This window comes from Ancylobacter defluvii, from assembly GCF_018390605.1.
Taxonomy (GTDB): Bacteria; Pseudomonadota; Alphaproteobacteria; order Rhizobiales; family Xanthobacteraceae; genus Ancylobacter; species Ancylobacter defluvii.
In genome coordinates this window covers 359,444-377,433 of record NZ_JAHBGD010000019.1, presented here as the reverse complement: position 1 = coordinate 377,433, position 17,990 = coordinate 359,444, and the positions used below count along the sequence as shown (strand labels likewise).

At 67.4% G+C, this 17,990-nt stretch carries 18 protein-coding genes; 10 read left to right on the top strand and 8 right to left on the bottom strand.

What is annotated here, in order from left to right; translation table 11 throughout:
- Nucleotides 1-65: 65 nt before the first annotated feature.
- From KHC24_RS15870 to KHC24_RS15860, 3 genes are read right to left on the bottom strand one after another with little or no spacing between them, the layout of a single operon-like run.
- Nucleotides 66-1,298 carry an SAM-dependent methyltransferase gene (locus KHC24_RS15870; RefSeq protein WP_213364275.1) on the bottom strand — a complete coding sequence of 411 codons (1,233 nt, stop codon included), beginning with the start codon at nt 1,296-1,298 and terminating at the stop codon, nt 66-68.
- Nucleotides 1,299-1,310: 12 nt separating this feature from the next.
- Nucleotides 1,311-2,096 carry a DUF1365 domain-containing protein gene (locus KHC24_RS15865; RefSeq protein WP_213364274.1) on the bottom strand — a complete coding sequence of 262 codons (786 nt, stop codon included), beginning with the start codon at nt 2,094-2,096 and terminating at the stop codon, nt 1,311-1,313.
- Nucleotides 2,093-3,442: an NAD(P)/FAD-dependent oxidoreductase gene (locus KHC24_RS15860; protein ID WP_213364273.1), complete on the bottom strand. Its 1,350-nt coding sequence runs from the start codon at nt 3,440-3,442 to the stop codon at nt 2,093-2,095. Before KHC24_RS15860 ends, KHC24_RS15865 begins: the two co-directional genes overlap by 4 nt.
- A 210-nt stretch (nt 3,443-3,652) precedes the next feature.
- On the opposite strand from KHC24_RS15860, the gene KHC24_RS15855 reads away from it, so the two are divergent.
- Genes KHC24_RS15855 through KHC24_RS15835 form a run of 5 tightly spaced genes read left to right on the top strand, consistent with a single transcriptional unit; the run spans nt 3,653 to nt 7,664 of the window.
- Nucleotides 3,653-4,231 carry a sigma-70 family RNA polymerase sigma factor gene (locus KHC24_RS15855; protein WP_271180568.1) on the top strand — a complete coding sequence of 193 codons (579 nt, stop codon included), beginning with the start codon at nt 3,653-3,655 and terminating at the stop codon, nt 4,229-4,231.
- Nucleotides 4,228-4,911 carry a ChrR family anti-sigma-E factor gene (locus KHC24_RS15850; protein ID WP_213364272.1) on the top strand — a complete coding sequence of 228 codons (684 nt, stop codon included), beginning with the start codon at nt 4,228-4,230 and terminating at the stop codon, nt 4,909-4,911. The genes KHC24_RS15855 and KHC24_RS15850 overlap by 4 nt, the downstream gene beginning before the upstream one ends.
- A 7-nt stretch (nt 4,912-4,918) precedes the next feature.
- Entirely contained in the window at nt 4,919-5,806 is an 888-nt protein-coding gene (locus KHC24_RS15845) for an alpha/beta hydrolase (protein WP_213364271.1), read from the top strand.
- Complete coding sequence (locus tag KHC24_RS15840) at nt 5,803-6,639, top strand: DUF1295 domain-containing protein (RefSeq protein WP_213364270.1); 837 nt, start codon at nt 5,803-5,805, stop codon at nt 6,637-6,639. The genes KHC24_RS15845 and KHC24_RS15840 overlap by 4 nt, the downstream gene beginning before the upstream one ends.
- Entirely contained in the window at nt 6,636-7,664 is a 1,029-nt protein-coding gene (locus KHC24_RS15835; protein WP_213364269.1) for an SAM-dependent methyltransferase, read from the top strand. The genes KHC24_RS15840 and KHC24_RS15835 overlap by 4 nt, the downstream gene beginning before the upstream one ends.
- Before the next feature lie 14 nt (nt 7,665-7,678).
- On the opposite strand, the gene KHC24_RS15830 is transcribed toward KHC24_RS15835, so the two are convergent.
- The 5 genes from KHC24_RS15830 to KHC24_RS15810 form a co-directional block, all read right to left on the bottom strand.
- Nucleotides 7,679-8,095: a DUF2177 family protein gene (locus KHC24_RS15830; RefSeq protein WP_213364268.1), complete on the bottom strand. Its 417-nt coding sequence runs from the start codon at nt 8,093-8,095 to the stop codon at nt 7,679-7,681.
- Nucleotides 8,096-8,395: 300 nt separating this feature from the next.
- Complete coding sequence (locus KHC24_RS15825) at nt 8,396-9,658, bottom strand: alpha/beta hydrolase (protein WP_213364267.1); 1,263 nt, start codon at nt 9,656-9,658, stop codon at nt 8,396-8,398.
- 242 nt (nt 9,659-9,900) lie between these two features.
- Entirely contained in the window at nt 9,901-11,142 is a 1,242-nt protein-coding gene (locus KHC24_RS15820) for a nickel/cobalt efflux transporter (protein WP_213364266.1), read from the bottom strand.
- A 6-nt stretch (nt 11,143-11,148) separates the two neighbouring features.
- Complete coding sequence (locus tag KHC24_RS15815; protein ID WP_213364265.1) at nt 11,149-11,430, bottom strand: metal-sensing transcriptional repressor; 282 nt, start codon at nt 11,428-11,430, stop codon at nt 11,149-11,151.
- 86 nt (nt 11,431-11,516) lie between these two features.
- Nucleotides 11,517-12,434 carry a LysR family transcriptional regulator gene (locus tag KHC24_RS15810; RefSeq protein WP_213364264.1) on the bottom strand — a complete coding sequence of 306 codons (918 nt, stop codon included), beginning with the start codon at nt 12,432-12,434 and terminating at the stop codon, nt 11,517-11,519.
- 236 nt (nt 12,435-12,670) lie between these two features.
- On the opposite strand from KHC24_RS15810, the gene KHC24_RS15805 reads away from it, so the two are divergent.
- From KHC24_RS15805 to KHC24_RS15785, 5 genes are all read left to right on the top strand, one after another.
- Nucleotides 12,671-13,663, top strand: a complete 993-nt coding sequence (locus KHC24_RS15805) for a Bug family tripartite tricarboxylate transporter substrate binding protein (RefSeq protein WP_213364263.1) — start codon at nt 12,671-12,673, stop codon at nt 13,661-13,663.
- 93 nt (nt 13,664-13,756) lie between these two features.
- Nucleotides 13,757-14,215, top strand: coding sequence for a tripartite tricarboxylate transporter TctB family protein (locus KHC24_RS15800; protein ID WP_213364262.1), 459 nt, complete (start codon nt 13,757-13,759; stop codon nt 14,213-14,215).
- A 21-nt stretch (nt 14,216-14,236) separates the two neighbouring features.
- On the top strand, nt 14,237-15,751 hold the full coding sequence (locus KHC24_RS15795; RefSeq protein WP_213364261.1) for a tripartite tricarboxylate transporter permease: 1,515 nt from the start codon (nt 14,237-14,239) through the stop codon (nt 15,749-15,751).
- 65 nt (nt 15,752-15,816) lie between these two features.
- Nucleotides 15,817-17,256: an NAD(P)H-dependent oxidoreductase gene (locus KHC24_RS15790; protein WP_213364260.1), complete on the top strand. Its 1,440-nt coding sequence runs from the start codon at nt 15,817-15,819 to the stop codon at nt 17,254-17,256.
- A gap of 49 nt (nt 17,257-17,305) precedes the next feature.
- Nucleotides 17,306-17,980 (top strand): aspartate/glutamate racemase family protein, encoded by a 675-nt coding sequence (locus tag KHC24_RS15785; RefSeq protein WP_213364259.1) that lies wholly within the window; start codon nt 17,306-17,308, stop codon nt 17,978-17,980.
- Nucleotides 17,981-17,990 lie beyond the last annotated feature (10 nt).

Below are 17,990 nucleotides of genomic sequence, written 5' to 3'. Positions count from 1 at the left end.
TATGAATCAGCGATTACCTCGGATGGGAATCCTGAATGTCGATCCGCTCTAGCCGTCACCGCCGTTCAGCCGCGCAACGTATACAGCCCGACATCGATGGCGCCGGCACGGAATCCGCCCTCGCAATAGCTCAGATAGTATTCCCAGAGCCGCCGAAAGTCGCTGCCGAAGCCCTGGCGCTCCAGTTCATCCCGCGCGGCAAGAAAGCGCGCGCGCCATTCCGCCAGGGTGATCGCATAGCTGGGGCCGAACGCCTCCGTTGCCACCAGCTCCAGCCCGGCCCGCCGCGCCTGCTCGGCGATATGCGTCTTGGTCGGCAACATGCCGCCGGGAAAGATGTGGCGCTGGATGAAATCGGTGTTGCGCCGGTAGTCCTCGAAGCGGTCCTCGGCGATGGTGATGACCTGCAGCACCGCGGTGCCACCGGGGTTCAGGCACTGGCGCAGCTTGGTGAAATAGATCGGCCAATAGGCCTCGCCGACCGCCTCGAGCATCTCGATGGAGACGATGCGATCATAGCGCCCGTTCACGTCGCGATAGTCCTGGAGGCGTAGCTCGGCATGCGCCGCCAGCATGGGTTGGGCCGCTATCAGCGCCCGGCCGTCGGCGAGCTGTTCGCGGGAGAGGGTGATGCCGACGACATCGATCCCGCGCCGGGCAAGCGCGGCGGCAAGGGAGCCCCAGCCGCAGCCGATTTCCAGCACCCTTTGGCCGGGTCTGGCATCGACCAGCTCGATGATGCGGGCGAGCTTGGCCTGCTGCGCCGCTTCCAGGCTTTGGCCGGGATCGGTGTAGATCGCCGAGGAATAGCTCATGCTCGCATCCAGCCACGCGCGATAGAATTCGTTGCCGAGATCGTAGTGGAACGAGATGTTGCGCCGGCTACCGGATTTCGAATTCGCGTGCAGCAGGTGGCGCAGCCGGTTCCACAGTCGGAGCGGAGGCAGCGCGGCAAGCTGCGCGGCGAGCCGGGGAATGTTGCGGGCTGCACAATCGATGAAGGCCGGCAGGTCCGGGCTCGACCAGTCGCCGGCGATATAGGCCTCGGAGAAGCCGACGTCGCCGCCGGTGGCGAGGCGCCGCATGGCGCGCCAGCGATGCAGCACCAGCGTCGCCTCCGGCCCGGGCAGCGGACCGCGCGCGACCAGGCGTCGTCCTTCCGGGGTCACGACCGTCAGGCTGCCGACCGCCAGTTGCCGCAGCAGACGAGCCAGCATCGTCTCGCGCAGGCTGCGGCAGGGCGCCATCTCTTCGTGGGAGGAGGGCAACAGGTCGGTACTGTCGGCATCAATATGCATGCGGCGCTGTCCTCAGGACCGGGTAGAGGGTGAAATGCTGACGGGAAGCTCGGGAGCCGGCGGACGCGGGCGCGGCCCGATGCCTTTCGCCCAGATCCGCAGCGCTTCCCAATGAATGCCGGCGATCACCTTCAGCGTCAGCAGCGGGTAGCCGACCAGCGCGCGGGCGAGCGCACCGTCGGTGAGCGGCCGCCGCGTGGCGGCGTGGATGGTGCTCAGTACCGGCCCTTCGCCGTCGCGAACCAGGATGGCGATGCGCAGCGCCGCGCCCGGCGGCTGGACGCGGAAGCAATAGGTGAGGTTCATGTCCATGAACGGCGAGACGTGGAAATGCTTGTCGGCGAGCTGGCGCAGGGGGACGCCGGCCTCGCCATCGGCGGGGATCAGATAGCAATGGCGTTCGCCGAAGGTGTTGTTCACCTCGTAGAGCACGGCGAGCAGCGAGCCGTCCTGCCGATGGCAGAAATAGATGCTCAGCGGATTGAAGGCATAGCCGAGCAGGCGCGGCATGGTGAGCAGGCGCACCGGCCCGCCATCCGGCTCCAGGCCGGCCGAGGCGAGCAGGCATTCCACCTTCGCCTTCAGCGGTCCCTCGCCCGGCTCGCCATAGTCGCCGTCGTGAAAGCTGAACACGTTGAAACGGTTGTGCGAGAACAGGCGCAGGCGGCGGTCGAGCGCGTCCAGCGCGTCGAGGTCCAGCAGCAGCGAGAAGATGCGGTAGCGCAGGCGATGCCGGCGCGGCTTGAGCCGCACATGGATCACCGATCCGGCATAGAGCGCCGAGGCCTCCTCGCTCATTGCGCCAGCTCCCAGCTGGCCGGCGCGGCGCGGTAGCGCGGCAGCGCGATGCGGCCGGATTCTGCCGCCACATGCCACGGCCTGCGCTGGCCACCCAAGGCTTCGGCGACGGCGAGCCCGGCCTGTAATCCGTCCTCGTGGAAGCCGGCGCCGAAATAGGCACCGCAGAACCACAGGCCGCCATCGCCCTGAAGCGACCACAGCCGCGCCTGTGCCGCCATGGCCTCGGCGTCGAACAGCGGATGCTCATAGCTGACGCGATAGGCGATCGTCGCCGGATCGGGCTCGGCTCCGGGATTGAGCGTGACGAAGAGCGGCTTCGCTTCGGGGATGTCCTGCAGCCGGTTCATCCAGTAGGTGACGCACAGCCGCTCCCCGGCGCGGCGATCGGCGAGGTAGTTCCAGGCCGACCAGGCGGCGCGCCGACGGGGCATGAGGCGCCGGTCGCCATGCAGCACCGCCTCGTTCTGGCTGTAGCGAAAGGCGCCGAGCAGCCGGCGCTCGGCTTCGGTCGGCTGTTCAAGCATGGCCAGCGCCTGATCGGCATGCGCGGCGATCACCACCTGGTCGAAATGGCTCCGGGCGCCGGTCTGGTCGACGACGACGACCCCTCCCTGGACGCGGCGCACCGCGCCTATCGCCCGGCCGGTCGCGACGCGCCCGCGGAACTGCTCGCGCAGACGCGCGACATAGCGCCGGCTGCCGCCGACGACGGTACGCCAGGCCGGACGTCCGGCGAACTGGAGCAGCCCGTGGTTTTCGCAGAAACGCACGAAGGCGGCCGCCGGGTAGCGCCCGACATCGGCGGCCGGGGTCGACCAGATCGCCGCCGCCATCGGGTAGAGATGATCGTGCCGGAAGGCGGCGCCATAGTTATTGGCGTCGAGATAGGCGTCGAGAGAGTCCAGTCCCATGTCGGGCAGGTCGCGCGGCGCGTGGCGGTAGAAGCGCATGAGGTCGCGCAGCATCGCGCCGAAGCGGGGCGAGAGCAGATTTCCCGGTTGCGCAAACAGGCCGCGCAGCCCCGAGCCGGAATATTCCAGCCGCCCGGCGTCGAGCGATACCGCGAACGACATGTCGGAGAGACGGGTCGGCACGCCGAGATGGTCGAACAGCGCCGTGAGATTGGGATAGGTTCGCTCGTTGTAGACGATGAACCCGGTATCTACCGGAACGCCGTCCACCTCCACGGTGTTGGCATGGCCGCCGAGCCGTCCGTCCGCCTCGAACAGCGTCACCTCATGGCGCTTGGAGAGCAGCCATGCCGCCGACAGCCCGGAGATGCCGGCGCCGATGACGGCAATGCGTAGCGGAAGGCCGGGCGTGAAGTCCTGACGAATGTTCATGACGCGGGCTTTCGGCGCAGGTGGAGCCAGGCAGGTGGAGCCGGGCGGCGGCGTTGTCTATTGTGTACGCAGGCGGCGTCACGCCGGATCACCTTCCGTGAATTGATCCAGCGCGGGAACCGGCGCGTAGAAGGGTTCATGAATGCCTTGCTGGACCACGCACGAGCTGATGGGTCTGCCGGCCTCCCGTTGCCGAGGCGGGGGCGGGTGGTGACGCAACTGACGGAAGACAATGCCATGCCGGATGGCGGCGAGTTGGCGCGGCTGATCCTGAAGATCGCCGCCGAGCGCGACCGGCAGGCCTTTGCGCGGCTCTACCAGCATTTCGCGCCGCGTGTGACGGCGTTTCTGAGGAAATCCGGCCTGCCGGCCAATACCGCCGAGGAAATCGCCCAGGAGGCCATGCTTTCCGTATGGCGCAAGGCGTCCTATTTCGATCCGGCCCGTGCCGGGGCGGCAACATGGATTTTCACCATCGCCCGCAACCTGCGGGTCGACCATTTGCGGCGGGTCCGCGTGGCCACGGCCGCCGAGAACGCGCCGCCGGAAGAGCGGGAAGTCGTTCCTTCCAGCGAGGCGGTGCTGCTGGCCACCGAGCAGGAGGCGAGAGTGCGGGCCGCGCTGAAGGCGCTGTCCGACGAGCAGGCCCTGGTGCTGCGGCTGTCGTTCTTCAGTGACAAGGCGCATTCCGAGATCGCCCGCGAGCTCGGCCTGCCGCTCGGCACGGTGAAATCACGGGTGCGCCTCGCCCTCGGGCGGCTGCGCGCACTTCTGGAAGGCGAATCATGACTATCCGTCATCATGCGACCGATGAAACGCTCATGCGCTACGCCGCGGGCCAGCTGCCCGCCGGCCCGGCTATGGTGGTCGCGACCCATCTGGCCGGCTGCCCGGTCTGCCGGGCCCGTGTGGCTGGGTTCGAGGCCGTGGGCGGCGCGCTTCTGGAGGTGACCGAGCCGGTGCCGATGGCACCGGATGCCTTCGCCGCAGCGCTGCGCGTGATCGATGCGGAGGAGACCGCGCCCGCCATCGCTCCACTCACCGCCGCTCCGCCGTCGCTCGCTCGTCGGCGCGTGCCGGGAATGTTGCCCGGCGGCATTCCCCTGCCCGAGCCGCTGCGCGCCTGCGAGATCGGTCCCTGGCGCTGGATCGGCTTCGGGGTGCGTGCCAGCGCGGTGAAGCTGCCGCACGATCCTTCCGCGCGGCTCACCTTGCTGCGGGTCGGTCCCGGTCGAAAGCTGCCGGAGCACGGCCATTTCGGCACCGAGTTCACCCAGGTGCTGGTCGGCTCCTTCATCGATGGATACGGGCGCTACCTGCCCGGCGACCTCAGCGAGATGGATTCGCAGGTCGAGCACCAGCCGGTGGTCGATCCGGATGGCGAGTGCATCTGCCTCGCCGCACTGGAAGGCGGGATGAGGCTTACCGGCTTCCTCGGCCGGCTGATCCAGCCTTTCGTCCGGTTGTAGGTGGGCGATGCGCGAGGCCTGGCCTGTCGCGCTCGCCGTGCTCGCCGGGGGTGCCGCCACGGCTGCCGCCGCCTGGGTGGCGCCGCTCGCCACGCTCAACACGCTGGCGCGGATGGAGAACGTCCGGACGATTCCCGGTCTTGCCTATGCCGAGGGCGCGCGCCACGGCGTCGATGTCTATGTGCCGGCCACCGGCGGCAACCGGCTTCCCGTCGTGGTGTTCTTTTACGGCGGCGGCTGGGAGGGGGGCGATCGCGGGCTCTACCGCTTCGTCGGCACCGCGTTGGCGAGCCGGGGCATCGTCGCGGTCATTCCCGATTATCGGGTCTATCCCGAGGTGCGCTTTCCCGATTTTCTGAAGGACGCGGCCCAGGCGGTGCGGTGGGCGCGTGATCATGCCGGCGGCTTCGGCGGCGATGGGCACCGGCTGGTGCTCGCCGGCCATTCGGCAGGCGCGCATATCGCCGCGGCGCTGCATTTCGACCGGCAATGGCTGCAGGGCGTCGGGCTCGATGCCGGGCGCGACATTGCCGGGCTGGTCGGCCTCGCCGGACCCTACGATTTTCTCCCCCTCCACAGTCGCACGCTGGAGGAGATCTTCGGCCCGGAACCCGGGCGAGCGCTGAGCCAGCCGATCAATTTCGTGCGGGGCGGCGAGGCCCCCGCCTTCCTCGCCACCGGGCCGGTCGACGACACGGTCGATCCCGGCAACACCGCGCGCCTCGCCGCGCGCATCCGCGCCCGCGGCGGCGAGGTGATCGCCACGGTTTATGAGCGCATCGGCCACCGCACCATACTCGGCGCCTTTTCTCGGCCGCTGCGGCTGCTGGCGCCTGTGCTCGACGACACGTCGGCCTTCATCCACGACGTGACCGGCAGGGAGGCCCGCTCATGAACCTTCCATTGGCGTTCATTCTGCTTGCGGCCGGGCTGTCCCTTGCGATGGCAGGCGCGTGGCGTGCCGCCGAGCGCAGCGGCAATCACGGCTGGGTGGACACGATCTGGTCGTTCGCCACCGGTTTCGCCGGTGTGGCCGGCGCGCTCATGCCGCTGGGCAACGCTTCGTGGCTGCCGCGCCAGATGCTCGTCGCGACACTGGTGGCGCTGTGGTCGCTGCGGCTCGGCCTGCACATACTGCGGCGTACGCGCGCCGGCCATGACGATCCGCGCTATGCCGAGTTGCGCCGGGAATGGGGCGCCGCGGCGCCGCGGCGGCTGTTCCTGTTCTTGCAGGTTCAGGCGCTGGCGGCGCTGTTGCTGGCGGGCGCGGTGATGGCGGCCGCGCACAATCCGCTGCCGGGCTGGCGGGTGGGAGACATGATCGGCCTCGCGCTGTTCGTCGTCGCCGTGCTGGGCGCGGCGGTCGCCGACCGCCAGTTAGCGCGCTTCCGTGCCGCCCCGGCGCATCGCGGGCGTGTCTGCGACACCGGATTGTGGAGCCTGACACGGCACCCGAACTATTTCTTCGAGTGGCTCGGCTGGCTCGCCTACCCGGCGATCGCCATCGATCTCACGGGCACCTACCCATGGGGCGCGGCCGCGCTTGTCGCTCCCCTGCTGATCTATGTGCTGCTGGTCCACCTCTCTGGCATCCCGCCGACGGAGGCGCACATGCTGCGTTCGCGGGGCGACGCCTTCCGCGATTATCGGCGGCGGGTCAACGCGTTTTGGCCTGGCCCGCCGCGTCACGCGCCCGGCCGGGCCGCCCGTGGAGCTGGAAAATCATGAGCCTGATCGTCACCGCCGGCCATATCGCGGAACGGGTGCCGCTGCCCGATGCCGTCACCCGCCTTGGCATCAGTATGCTGGTCGGCCGCACCCGGCGGTCGCTGGCGGCGATGCCGGCGGATGAGGAACGTCGCTTCGCCGAGGGCATGGCGTCACGGCCGATTGCCGAGCATCCCCAGCGCGCCAATGACCAGCATTACGAGCTGCCGCCGGAGTTCTTCGCGTTGACCCTTGGCCCACGCCGTAAATATTCCTGCTGCCTGTTCGATCGCGGCGCCGGGACGCTGGAGGCGGCGGAAGTGCGGGCACTGGAGGAAACCGTCGCCCATGCGGCACTGGCCGACGGCCAGCGCATCCTGGAGCTTGGTTGCGGCTGGGGCTCGCTCACCCTGTTCATGGCCGAGCGCTTTCCTGCCGCCCGCATCGTGGCGGTGTCGAATTCCGCTCCCCAGCGCCGGCACATCGAGGCGGAGGCGCGCCTGCGCGGGCTCGACAATGTCGCGGTGGTGACGGCCGACATGAATGGCTTCGACGCCGGGGCGGGCTTCGACCGCATTGTCTCGGTGGAAATGTTCGAGCACATGGCCAATTGGCGAGCGCTGCTGGCGCGGGCCCGCGGCTGGCTCGCGCCGGAGGGGCGGATGTTTCTCCACGTCTTCACCCACCGCTCCACCCCCTATCGTTTCGACGAGACCAACAAGGAAGACTGGATCGCCCAGCACTTCTTCACCGGTGGCATCATGCCGAGCGAAGGCTTGGTACGCCGCGCGACCGAGAGTTTCGGCGTGGAGCAGGAGTGGCGCTGGAGCGGCCGTCATTACGCACGCACCGCGCAGGCCTGGCTCGCCAATTTCGACGCCAATCGGGCCCGGATCGACGAAGTGCTGCGCGATGTCTATGGCGCGGAGGCCGGCCTGTGGCGGCGGCGCTGGCGACTTTTCTACCTCGCCACCGCGGGATTGTTCGCCCATCGCGATGGCGAGGAATGGGGCGTGAGCCACTATCTGCTGCACCCGCGTCCCTGAAGAGGGCCGCGAGATCAGCCCTGGAGCCGGGCGGTCAATGCCTGGGTCACGAGCATGCCGACGGTGGCCGAGCTCGCGGTGAGCACCGTGCCCCATGTGAGGTCGACCACCGTGACCACAGCAGGCCAGTCGCGCAGCGTGGCGTGATTGGTGAGGTCGTAGCAGGCATAGGCGATCAGCCCGAACAGCGCGCCCTGTGTCAGCGCGGTGCTCCAGCGCCCGGACGCCAGCGCCGGCTGCACCGCGAATACCACGATGCCGGCGATGTAGAGCAGATAGAACAGGATCGCCGGCGGCAGGTTGAGATGATCCGCCATCAGATGGCCAAGCCGCGGTCGGTAAAACCGGCCGGTCATGAGCCCGAGCCAGACCGCGTCGATGGCCAGAAACACCAGGCCGGTGGCGAGATAGCTGATCGCGTAGTGCATCATGGCGGTTCGGATCCGCTGCGGTGGGTTCGACGCTCTTACGGGCGCGAACTGCCGCCAGATCAGTCTGCCGGGCGGCATCCCTGCCGCCATTCATCCATCGTCGCTTCCCGGCAGGTCGAGGCGGATCGACGCCCAGCGGAACAGCCAAGTCGCTCCAAGAGCGAAAGCGACGAAAACCACCATCGACGCGGGCACGGATGACGGGCCGGGTCCAGGACCGCTGTCTTTCGGCGATCCCTACCGGCGACAGACGAGATCAGACCGATGCCGTCCGGCCGCTTGGCTGCACGGCGAACGGCTTCATTCCGGTGCGGGCGGCGGCGCCAGCGATTTCTGCTCCTCGCTGTTGCCGGAAATGTTTTGGCCGAGATTTTTGAGATGCTCGTCATAGTTCTCGCGTGTCTTGGCATCGATCACGGCCACCGGGGCGGCGACGATGACACCGGCGGCAGTGCCTACCGCTGCCGCCGCGCCGGCCGACGCCTCGATGATGTGATCGCCGAGCCCGACGCGCGAGTCGTTGATGGACTGCCCCTCGGCCAGGCGCTGGCCGATCAATTGCACCACTTCGGGGCTCTCGGCGAACTTGCCGTGGTTCAGCGGGTCGCCGGTGCGCAGCTTGGTGAGATCGACCACGGTGATGTTGTCACGCTCGAATTCGGTCTTGTACGGCTCCTTGTCGGGGTCTATGGCGCCGAGGCGATCGGTGCTGCCCCAGACCCGGCGCGACAGCGAGAGCGCGCGGTCGTCGCGGGAGACGAAGACGGTGATGTTCGGTCGCGGCGAGCCCATGTCGTAGACTTGCGTGCGGAACACGTCGACATCGACATCGGGCGCCGCAAGGATGACGTTCTGGATCTTCGGAGCGATGCGCTTGTTGCGGATGGCCATCTGCCGCAGCGCCTCGACCGTCAGCCAATTGCCCATGGAATGGGCCAGCACCGTGATCTCGCCGACCTCGGGATCGGCGGCGAGATAGGACAGCAGCCGCTCCAACGCATCGCGCGAGTAATTGGTGCTCTCGCGGTCATAGCCATAGGCGAGAAGGCTGCCGCGCGAGGGCCAGGTGAACAGGATCGGCACCACCGGCGCCCCGGAATCGTGCACGATCTGCGCGAAGCGGAACACGGCGTCGTCGAAGCGATTGTTGAAGCCGTGGATGAACACCATCACGCGGCGCTTCGGCGTCTGCTTGAGCCGCTGGCTGAACCAGGTCAGCGCCTGGTCGCGGTTGATCATCTCGGCGCGCGTCGTGACGAAATCGGTCTGCGGGTTGCCCGGAACCCGCTTCGGCCATTGCACATCGCCGACCTTGCGGGCGGTTTCCGGCGGAATGGAGACGGTGATGCGGGCAAAGGAAAGCGTCGGCCGGCCGCGCTCGCCGGTATACATGTTGCCCGGATTATCGGAGGGCATGCGGGTCGTCGCCACCACCATGTCGACCTGGCTGGTGTCGGCCGTCGTGCCCGCCACCGGCAGCAGCACGCCATCCGGAGGGCCTGCGCAGGCGGCTAGCGTCAGTCCCAGCACGGCGAAAACGAGGCTTTTCGACAGGAGTATCATGCGGGTCTCGGTACCTGACTGCCTGTCTTTATTTCGTTGAAATTGCAAGATTTGCGCGTGGGCCCGCCGCCGGTCCCGGGAACGTCGCACCTAATACTTCAATTTTCAATAAATGTCTCGTCGGCTACCGAGAGGAAGCAGAGCGCCCGATCGCTCCTCCCTCTTCGGCTCTGCCATATTTGCGTATCGTTCCAAGACGTCGGTTTGACAGGCGTAAAACGTCGCGCGCGGCCGTTCGCCGCTCAGCCCGCGACCGGGCCTGCGGCAAGAGCGGCAATGCCGCTCCAGCCATGCCAGCCGACATAGACGCCGACCGCGATCAGCAGGATGCCGGAGAAATACGGCGCCCGGCGCGCCGCGGTGGAGAACCAGCTCCAGCGCTTGGTGGCGTGCTGCACGCTGAGCGCCGCGGCGGCCCCTACCGCGACCAGTGTGATCGCGAGGCCGATGGAGAAACACAGCACCAGGCCGAAGCCGAGGGTGAATTCCTTGAGCTGGAGGCACAGCAGCAACACGGTGATCGCCGCGGGGCAGGGGATGAGGCCCCCGGTCAGGCCGAACAGGATGATCTGCCAGGTCGTCACGTTGCGGTCGGCGAAGCGACGGCGGATGTCGTTGGCATGGGCCAGTTCATGCGCGTCCTGATAGCCGTCGGTACCGACCTCGAGCCCGCGCATCTCCTCATGCAGGTGGTCGTGCCCCTCCGCGCTCTTCAGGAACGACACGTCGAAATCATGCGAATGGTTGCCATGGCCGAGGGCCAGGCGGACCATGAAGTCGATGGGCGCGGGGATGACCTCGACGCTCTCGATGTAGCCGTCGCGCTCGGCGAAGGCGAAGCTCTGGACACGCCCGTCCGGCCGCTCGGTGGTCAGCTTCACTTCGCCGGCGGTCCACGGCTTGCCCCGCTCGGGGCGGAAGCGCCAATGCGCGTCGCCATGCCCGTGGTCGTGCAGTTCCAGCTTGTGCAGGCCGTGGCCGGTGTCGATCATCCGCACCTCCGCGGTCGGATGCGCGTGGCCGGCATGGCCGTGATCGTGGCCATGCCCGTGGGTGTGGTCGTGCGCATGGCCGTGCCCGTGGTCGGCGTCGGGCCCATGATGGCCGTGATGATGCCCCTGCGCCGCCTTGGCCCGCTGCTGGTCGTCATAGGTGCGCCACAGCATCCAGGCGGCCATGGCGACGATGATGACCGCCGAGACGAACTGGAGATACGGCTCGAACGTCTCCGGTGCGATGCCCTGCCACAGATACATGCCGCCGAGCGCGATCGCCCAGACCACCAGCGTATGCGACACCGTGGCCGCCAGCCCCAGCAGCACCGCCTGGGTGACGGTGCCGCGCACCGCCACGATGAAGGCGGCCATCATCGTCTTGGAGTGCCCGGGTTCCAGCCCGTGCAGGGCTCCGAGCAGGATGGCGCTGGGGATGAAGAGCCAGGCGTGGGCGCTGCTTTGCTGGATCAGCTCGGCGAAAGTGGGCATGGGGCCTCAGAGATATTTGATGATGTCCTTGAAATCGTCGATCGAGCGCCTCTGATCGTGCGGCAAGGGCGACACCACCTCGTCGAGGCAGTGATCCAGATGGTCCTGGATCAGGGTCTTCTTGGCCTGGCTGATCGCCTTCTCCACCGCGTGCAGCTGCTGGGCGATGTCGAGACAGGGCCGACCGGCCTCCAGCATCTCGATCACCGTGCGCAGATGACCGTGCGAGCGCTTGAGGCGCTTCACGATCTCGGGGTGGGTGTGGTGGATATGAGGGTGCTCGCTCATGTGAATATCCTATCCCCCTAGAGGGGTTATTGCAATCCCCCTAGGGGGGATATGGAAGATGGCCGCGGTCGCGACCGGCGGTGTGTTCAGGCCGGATGGTAGTTCGCCGCCTCCCGCACATCCCGCACGATCTTGTCGGCCAGCCGTGCGGCGGCGGGAGAGAGTTTCTGATTGGGCAGCGTGATCAGCGCCATCTTGCGCCGGATCGCCGGCACGATTGGAATGATCCGTGCCGTCGGCGCGTGGGCCTTGGTCAGCGACGATGCCGGGAGGATGGCGACGCCCAGCCCCGCCTCCGCCATGGCGATGAGGGTCTGAGCCTGGATGAACTGGAAGCGGCTGGCGATCGACAGTCCCTGCTCGCGAAGCGCCGCCTCCAGGCAGTTACGGATGGCGGTCGCCGAGCTCGACAGCAGCACCGGCAATCGCACCAGTTCGCCGAGGGTGATCGAATCGCGCTGTGCGGCGGCGAAACGGGTCGGCACCAGCGCGAGAAGTGGCTCGATGAGGATGGTCTCGAAATTGAGGGTGTCGTCATCGGTCTCCGGCCCGATGGCGAAGTCGACCTTCTTGTTGCGCACCGCCTCGAACAATTCCCTCGAGGTCAGCTCGCTCACCGTAACGGCGATCTGCGGATGGGTCTCGACGAATTCGGCGAGCACCTTCGGCAGATAGATGGAAGCGAGGTTGGAGGAGGCCGCCAGCGACAGCTGGCCGCGCTTGATGTCGGCGCTCTCGCGGATGCGCCGCAGCCCGAGCTGGAGTTCGTAGAGAGCCCGCTGCGCGCTGTCGTGCAGCTGCAGCCCCTCCTCGGTGAGCTTCACATTGCGCGTCGTGCGCTCGAACAGGCGGACATCCAGCTGCGCTTCCAGCTGCATGATCTGGGCGCTGATCGCCGAATGTGAGCGATGCAGCGTTTCCGCCGCCAGTCGGAAGCTGCCCTGCTCGGCCACCGCCAGAAAGGTCTGGAGCAGCTTCATGTTCACATTGGCGATCGCATCCATCCCCATTCTCATTGGTTTGTAAATCAGACCAATCCGTAGGATTTTCGGCTTTGTGTGTCTAGTCTCCGTGGCCTATCGTCTCTCGGAGCCGTGGAAGCGGGAGGCCCGAAAGCGGGCGCCAGCGGATCCGGCACAAGCCTTCCGGCACGTACGCCAATACAATCCGGGAGAGTCGAAAGCGTCCTGTCGCCCATGGGCGGCGGCGCAACGCACAAGAACGAATATGGGAGGAACGGATGGAAGATCACATCAGCTCGACGGTTGGCGGCATCACGCGACGCAGCGTGGCCAGGACCGCGGTCGCGATCCTCGCGGTCGCTGCCGGCCTGGGCCTGGCCGGCGCGCAGGCGGCCTATCCCGACAAGACGTTCCAATATGTCGTGCAGTCGGGTGTGGGCGGCGGCAGCGACATCCTCGCGCGCACCCTCGCCAAGATCCTGCATGACGAGAAACTGGTTCCGGTGAACATGCTGGTGGAGAACCGCCCCGGCGGTTCCGGCGCCATCGCCTATAACTTCATCGCCGGCCAGAAGGCCAATCCCTATGTGCTCGGCGGCGTCGGCGTCAGCTTCTTCACCACCCCGCTCCTTGGCAAGATGACGGTGAGCTACAAGGATTTCACCCCGCTGGCGGCCATCGCGCGCTCGCCCTACATCCTGGCAGTGCGGGCGGATTCGCCGATCAAGAGCGTCGAGGACATCAAGAAGCATCCCGGCCTGACCACCGGAACAGTCGGCGCGGTGTCCGATCCCGCCCTGCTCGCCACTATGACCTCCCAGCAACTGGGTACCGAGATCCGCGTGGTGCCCTATGACGGCGAAGGCGAGGTGCTTGCCGCCATGCTCGGCGGCCATATCGACCTCGTCTACGGCAATCCCAACGAGATCCTCGAACAGGTGAAGGCCGGCGTGCTGCGCCCGCTCGCGGTGTCCTCGCCCGAGCGCATGCTGTCGCTGCCCAACGTCCCCACCTTCAAGGAGCAGGGCTACGACATTGTCCACACCCAGCTGCGCGGCATCGTCATGCCCAAGGGCGTGCCGCCTGAGGCGATCGCCTACTGGGAGGGGATCCTGAAGAAGGTTGCCGAGGGTGACGCCTGGAAGACCCAGTACATCCAGCGTTTCAACGAAGAGCCGATCTTCCTCGACAGCGTCGAGTTCGGCAAGCAGATGGACGTGACCAGCGCCCGCTACGAAAAGCTGATGAAAGAGCTGAAGCTCATCAAGTAGGCGCAAACAGCGCTCCCCGGTGCGCGCCGTCTCCTGGCGGGCGCGTGCCGGGATCGACCCCGCAATCAGTCAAACAAGCGCAGGGAGGTCGGCATGCTGCAGGTCCGCCATCTCGACATTTACGTCTCCATCCTCCTGATGGGCTTCGGCGTCTACGTCACCTATCAAGGTCTCGGCTATGGCTATGTCGAGCGTGGCACCCCCTCCGCCGGTTTCTTCCCGGTGTGGGTGGGCGTCGGCCTCGCTGTGTTCTCGGCCATCAATCTGTTTCGCACCTGCCGCCACCACGGGCTGAGCATCGGCGACATCGACGCGATCGCCTACCCCGAGATCGCCAAGGTTCTCGGCGCGTCGGCGCTGATGGCCGGCTTCATCGGCCTGTCCTTCGTCATCGGCATGACGCCGGCGATCTTCGTACTGATGCTCGCCATCGGCGTGCTGTTCGGCCCGCGCACCATCGGCTTCTACGCCGTGCTGACGGTGCTGGCGCTGGCCATGGCCATCCTCCTCCATTTCACCTTCAGCTCCCTCTTGGGCGTCCCATTGATCTGACGGGACCAGAGGAGAACAGACATGCTTGAGACCTGGGGCCTGCTCCTCGGCGGCCTTGCCGCCGCTTCCGAACCGGCGATCCTGATCGCCATCATGGTCGGTGCCATTATCGGCCTGTTCATCGGCGCCTTGCCGGGCCTCGGGCCGACGGCGGGTGTTGCGATCCTGCTGCCGGTCGCGGTGAGCTTCGACGGCACCGCCGCCATCGCCGCGCTCGGCGCGGTCTACTACGGCGCCCAATATGGCGGCGCCGTCACCGCGATCCTGCTCGGCATCCCCGGCGATGCCTCGGCGACGATGACGGTGATCGACGGCTACCAGATGGCCAAGCGCGGCAAGGCCGGCGTGGCATTGGGCATCAGCGTCGCTGCCTCCTTCGTCGGCGGCCTGATCGGCCTCGCCCTGCTCACCGCCTTCGCCACGACCATCGCCAAGGCGGCCATCGCCTTCGGCCCGATCGAGATGACGGCGCTGATGATCTTCTCGCTCTCTCTCGTCAGCGTGCTCGGCGGCTCGGATCCCATCAAGGCCTTCATCTCGCTTTTCCTCGGCGTATGGATCGGCACGATCGGGCTCGACCCCATCCTCGGCCTGCCGCGTTTCGATTTCGGCGATGTCCGGCTGTTCGACGGCATCGAGTTCTCCATCATCGCGGTCGGCCTGTTCGGCCTCGCCGAGATGCTGGCGACACCGGCCATGTCGGAGACGGCGGTGTCGACGAAGCTGCGGTTCCGCGACCTGCTGCCCCGGCTGAGCGATACGCTGCGCTGCTGGCGCGAGCTGGTCTCGGGTTCGCTGATCGGCTTCTTCGTCGGCGTGCTGCCGGGAGCCGGGGCCACCGCCGCGACGATGATCGCCTATGCCTTCGCCAAACGGCAGTCCAAGCATCCCGAGACATTCGGCGACGGCGCGATGGAAGGGGTCGCCGCGCCTGAAGCGGCCAACAATGCCGCTTCCTACGGCTCGATGATCCCGATGTTCGCGCTCGGTATTCCAGGCTCGGGGACGACGGCGATACTGATGGGCGGTCTCCTGATGATCGGCCTGCAGCCGGGTCCGATGCTGTTCGCCACCCAGCCGGATTTCGTCTGGGCGGTGTTCGGCAGCTTCTACATCGGCAACCTGGCGCTGGTGGCGATCACCATCGTCCTCACCCCGCTGCTGGCCGCCTGCGCCTTCCTGCGGCCGGGCTACCTGTATCCGGTGGTCATCGCCATCGTCATCTACGGCATCTTCTCCATCAACTACTCGATGTTCGACGTCGCCCTGGCGATCGGCTTCGGCGTGGTCGGCTATGTGATGGCGAAGCTCGGCTACCCGCCGGTGCCGCTGGTGCTGGGCATGATCCTCGGGCCGCTGCTGGAGCGCGGCATCCGCCGCACCCTGGTGGCCTCGCAGGGCGATCTCAGCGTGTTCTTCAAGAGCCCGATCGCGCTGGCGATCATCGCGGTGACCCTCGCGCTGTTCATCGTTCCCTGGCTCTTGAAACGCCGCGCCAGGGCCAAAGCGGCCTCGGTGATCGCCGCCGGCGCCTGACCCGCCCCCGGGCGGCCCGCCCGCCCGCCCGTCCCGCGCAACGCCCTCATTCGAAAGCACCGACCATGATCTATCATCATCTCTACAAGAAATTCGCCCAGAAGGACGTCGTTCGCGTGGGGGTCATCGGCGCCGGCAATTACGGCACCGCCATCGTCACCCAGGACCCATACACGCCGCTGCTGAGCGTCGTCGCCGTCGCCGATATTTCGCTGGAGGCCGCGCGGGCCGCCTATGTGAAGGCCGGCATCGATCCCGACGGCATCGCCTATTGCGCCACCGAGGCGGAAGCCGAGGACCAGATCGCCCAGGGCAAGCGCGTCTACACCGATCGCTGCGAGATCATCGCCCGGATCCCGTCCGTCGACGTCGTGTGCGAGAGCACCGGCGTGCCGGAAGCCAGCGCCGTCTATGCGCTGGAGGCGATCGCCAACCGCAAGCACGTCGCGATGATCACCAAGGACTGCGACGCCTGCGTCGGGCCGATGCTCAAGCGCCTGGCGACCGAGGCCGGCGTCGTCTACACCCCGGTCGATGGCGATCAGCACGGGCTGCTGATCCAGTTCTATGAATGGGCGAAGTCGATCGGGCTGACGGTGCTGAGCGGCGGCAAGGCGACCGATGGCGAGTATATTTACGACGAGGCGCGCGGCACGGTCACCATCAAGACCGACAAGGCCATTCACGCCCCCTATGTCGAGACCGTGGCCATCGCGCCGGAGGACCGCAAATATCTGGAGATGATCCCGGAGGGACGGGCGGAGGAATACATCGCCCGCCGCCTGGAGATCCTGTCCCGGCTGCCGCAGCCCGGTTCCTATGATCTGTGCGAGATGACGGTGGCGGCGAACTACACCGGCCTGGCGCCGGCGGTGGACACGCTGGTCCACGCGCCGCTGCGGATCACCGAGATCCCGGTGGCCTATTGCTCGCGCGAGCAGGGTGGCATCTTCGGGCAGGACGGTGTCATCGACCTCGCCACCTGCCTGCGCGCCCCGGCGGAATCCGGGCTCGGCGGCGGCGTGTTTCTCGTCGTCCGCTGCGACAACGCCTATTCGAACCACGTGCTGACCACCAAGGGGCAGATCGCCAATTATGACAACACCACCGCGGTCATCTACCGGCCCTACCATCTGTGCGGCGTGGAGACCTCGAGCTCGCTGCTGGTCGCCGGCCTGCTCGGCCTCGACACCGCCTCCGACACCTTTCTGCCGCGCTATGACCTGATCAAGGTGGCGGCGCGCGACATCCGTGCCGGCGACGTGTTCGGCAACGACCACAGCCCGCAGCTGACCGCCCGCATCGTGCCCGCCGCGCCGATCGCGCCCGGCAATCCGGCGATCTCCGCTTTGCTGACCGGCAACCGCGCCCGCGTCGACATTCCCGCCGGCACCGTCGTCACCTACGACATGATCGAGGAGCCGGAGGGGTCGGAGCTGTGGCGGCTGCGCCGGCGGCAGGACGCGGCCTTCCTCGGTCACGCCGCCGCCCTGCTCCCGGCCTGAGCCGGCCGGCATCCCGCAACCCGCCGATATCCGCCGCAGGGGGAGACGCATGAACAAGGTTGCCGTGGTGAGCGTGACGCTGAATGCGGTGCTGCCGATGATGGCCGGTTTCGCCGTGGCCGATGGCGGCGCCCCGTGGGGCGTCACCAACTATCTCGACGAGGGCCTGCAGGCCAATGTCCAGGCCGATGGCGGCGTCAGGGAACGGAGCCTCTCCCGCATGACGGAGCTGCTGGAGAAGGCGGTCGAGGGGCGGGCGGATGCGGTGCTGCTGACCTGCACGGTGTTCTCCCCGCATCTCGACCTGTTCCGCCGGCGCTTCCCGCTGCCGATCCTCGGGGCGGATGTCGCCATGCTGGAGATGGCGGCGAAGCTGCGGCGGCGCACCGCCATACTGTGCACCTTCCCGGCCTCGCTCGACACCTCGCTGGCGATGTTCCGATCCGCCGCCGAGCGGATCGGCGCTCCCGGCGACGCCGAGGCGTTTCTCGTCGAGGGAGCGTTCGAGGCGCTGGCCACCGGCGACCGCCTCCGTCACGACGAACTGGTGGCCGCCAGCGCCAGGGTCCATGCCGCCGGCTTCGAGGCGCTGGTCTTCGCGCAGATGTCGATGGCGGCGGCGGCCGAAAGACTGACGGACTGCGCCGTGCCGGTCCTCACCAGCCCTGCCTGCGCGGTCGCCGCCGTCCGCGAGGCCATCGAGACCCGGCGGGCGGCATCCTGAATTGCCGGCG

Bases quoted from the DNA above. Each gene is read 5' to 3' on its own strand.
- KHC24_RS15870 (WP_213364275.1), bottom strand. From the start codon at position 1,298: ATGCATATTGATGCCGACAGTACCGACCTGTTGCCCTCCTCCCACGAA.
- KHC24_RS15865 (WP_213364274.1), bottom strand. From the start codon at position 2,096: ATGAGCGAGGAGGCCTCGGCGCTCTATGCCGGATCGGTGATCCATGTG.
- KHC24_RS15860 (WP_213364273.1), bottom strand. From the start codon at position 3,442: ATGAACATTCGTCAGGACTTCACGCCCGGCCTTCCGCTACGCATTGCC.
- KHC24_RS15850 (WP_213364272.1), top strand. From the start codon at position 4,228: ATGACTATCCGTCATCATGCGACCGATGAAACGCTCATGCGCTACGCC.
- KHC24_RS15845 (WP_213364271.1), top strand. From the start codon at position 4,919: ATGCGCGAGGCCTGGCCTGTCGCGCTCGCCGTGCTCGCCGGGGGTGCC.
- KHC24_RS15840 (WP_213364270.1), top strand. From the start codon at position 5,803: ATGAACCTTCCATTGGCGTTCATTCTGCTTGCGGCCGGGCTGTCCCTT.
- KHC24_RS15835 (WP_213364269.1), top strand. From the start codon at position 6,636: ATGAGCCTGATCGTCACCGCCGGCCATATCGCGGAACGGGTGCCGCTG.
- KHC24_RS15830 (WP_213364268.1), bottom strand. From the start codon at position 8,095: ATGATGCACTACGCGATCAGCTATCTCGCCACCGGCCTGGTGTTTCTG.
- KHC24_RS15825 (WP_213364267.1), bottom strand. From the start codon at position 9,658: ATGATACTCCTGTCGAAAAGCCTCGTTTTCGCCGTGCTGGGACTGACG.
- KHC24_RS15820 (WP_213364266.1), bottom strand. From the start codon at position 11,142: ATGCCCACTTTCGCCGAGCTGATCCAGCAAAGCAGCGCCCACGCCTGG.
- KHC24_RS15815 (WP_213364265.1), bottom strand. From the start codon at position 11,430: ATGAGCGAGCACCCTCATATCCACCACACCCACCCCGAGATCGTGAAG.
- KHC24_RS15810 (WP_213364264.1), bottom strand. From the start codon at position 12,434: ATGGATGCGATCGCCAATGTGAACATGAAGCTGCTCCAGACCTTTCTG.
- KHC24_RS15805 (WP_213364263.1), top strand. From the start codon at position 12,671: ATGGAAGATCACATCAGCTCGACGGTTGGCGGCATCACGCGACGCAGC.
- KHC24_RS15800 (WP_213364262.1), top strand. From the start codon at position 13,757: ATGCTGCAGGTCCGCCATCTCGACATTTACGTCTCCATCCTCCTGATG.
- KHC24_RS15795 (WP_213364261.1), top strand. From the start codon at position 14,237: ATGCTTGAGACCTGGGGCCTGCTCCTCGGCGGCCTTGCCGCCGCTTCC.
- KHC24_RS15790 (WP_213364260.1), top strand. From the start codon at position 15,817: ATGATCTATCATCATCTCTACAAGAAATTCGCCCAGAAGGACGTCGTT.
- KHC24_RS15785 (WP_213364259.1), top strand. From the start codon at position 17,306: ATGAACAAGGTTGCCGTGGTGAGCGTGACGCTGAATGCGGTGCTGCCG.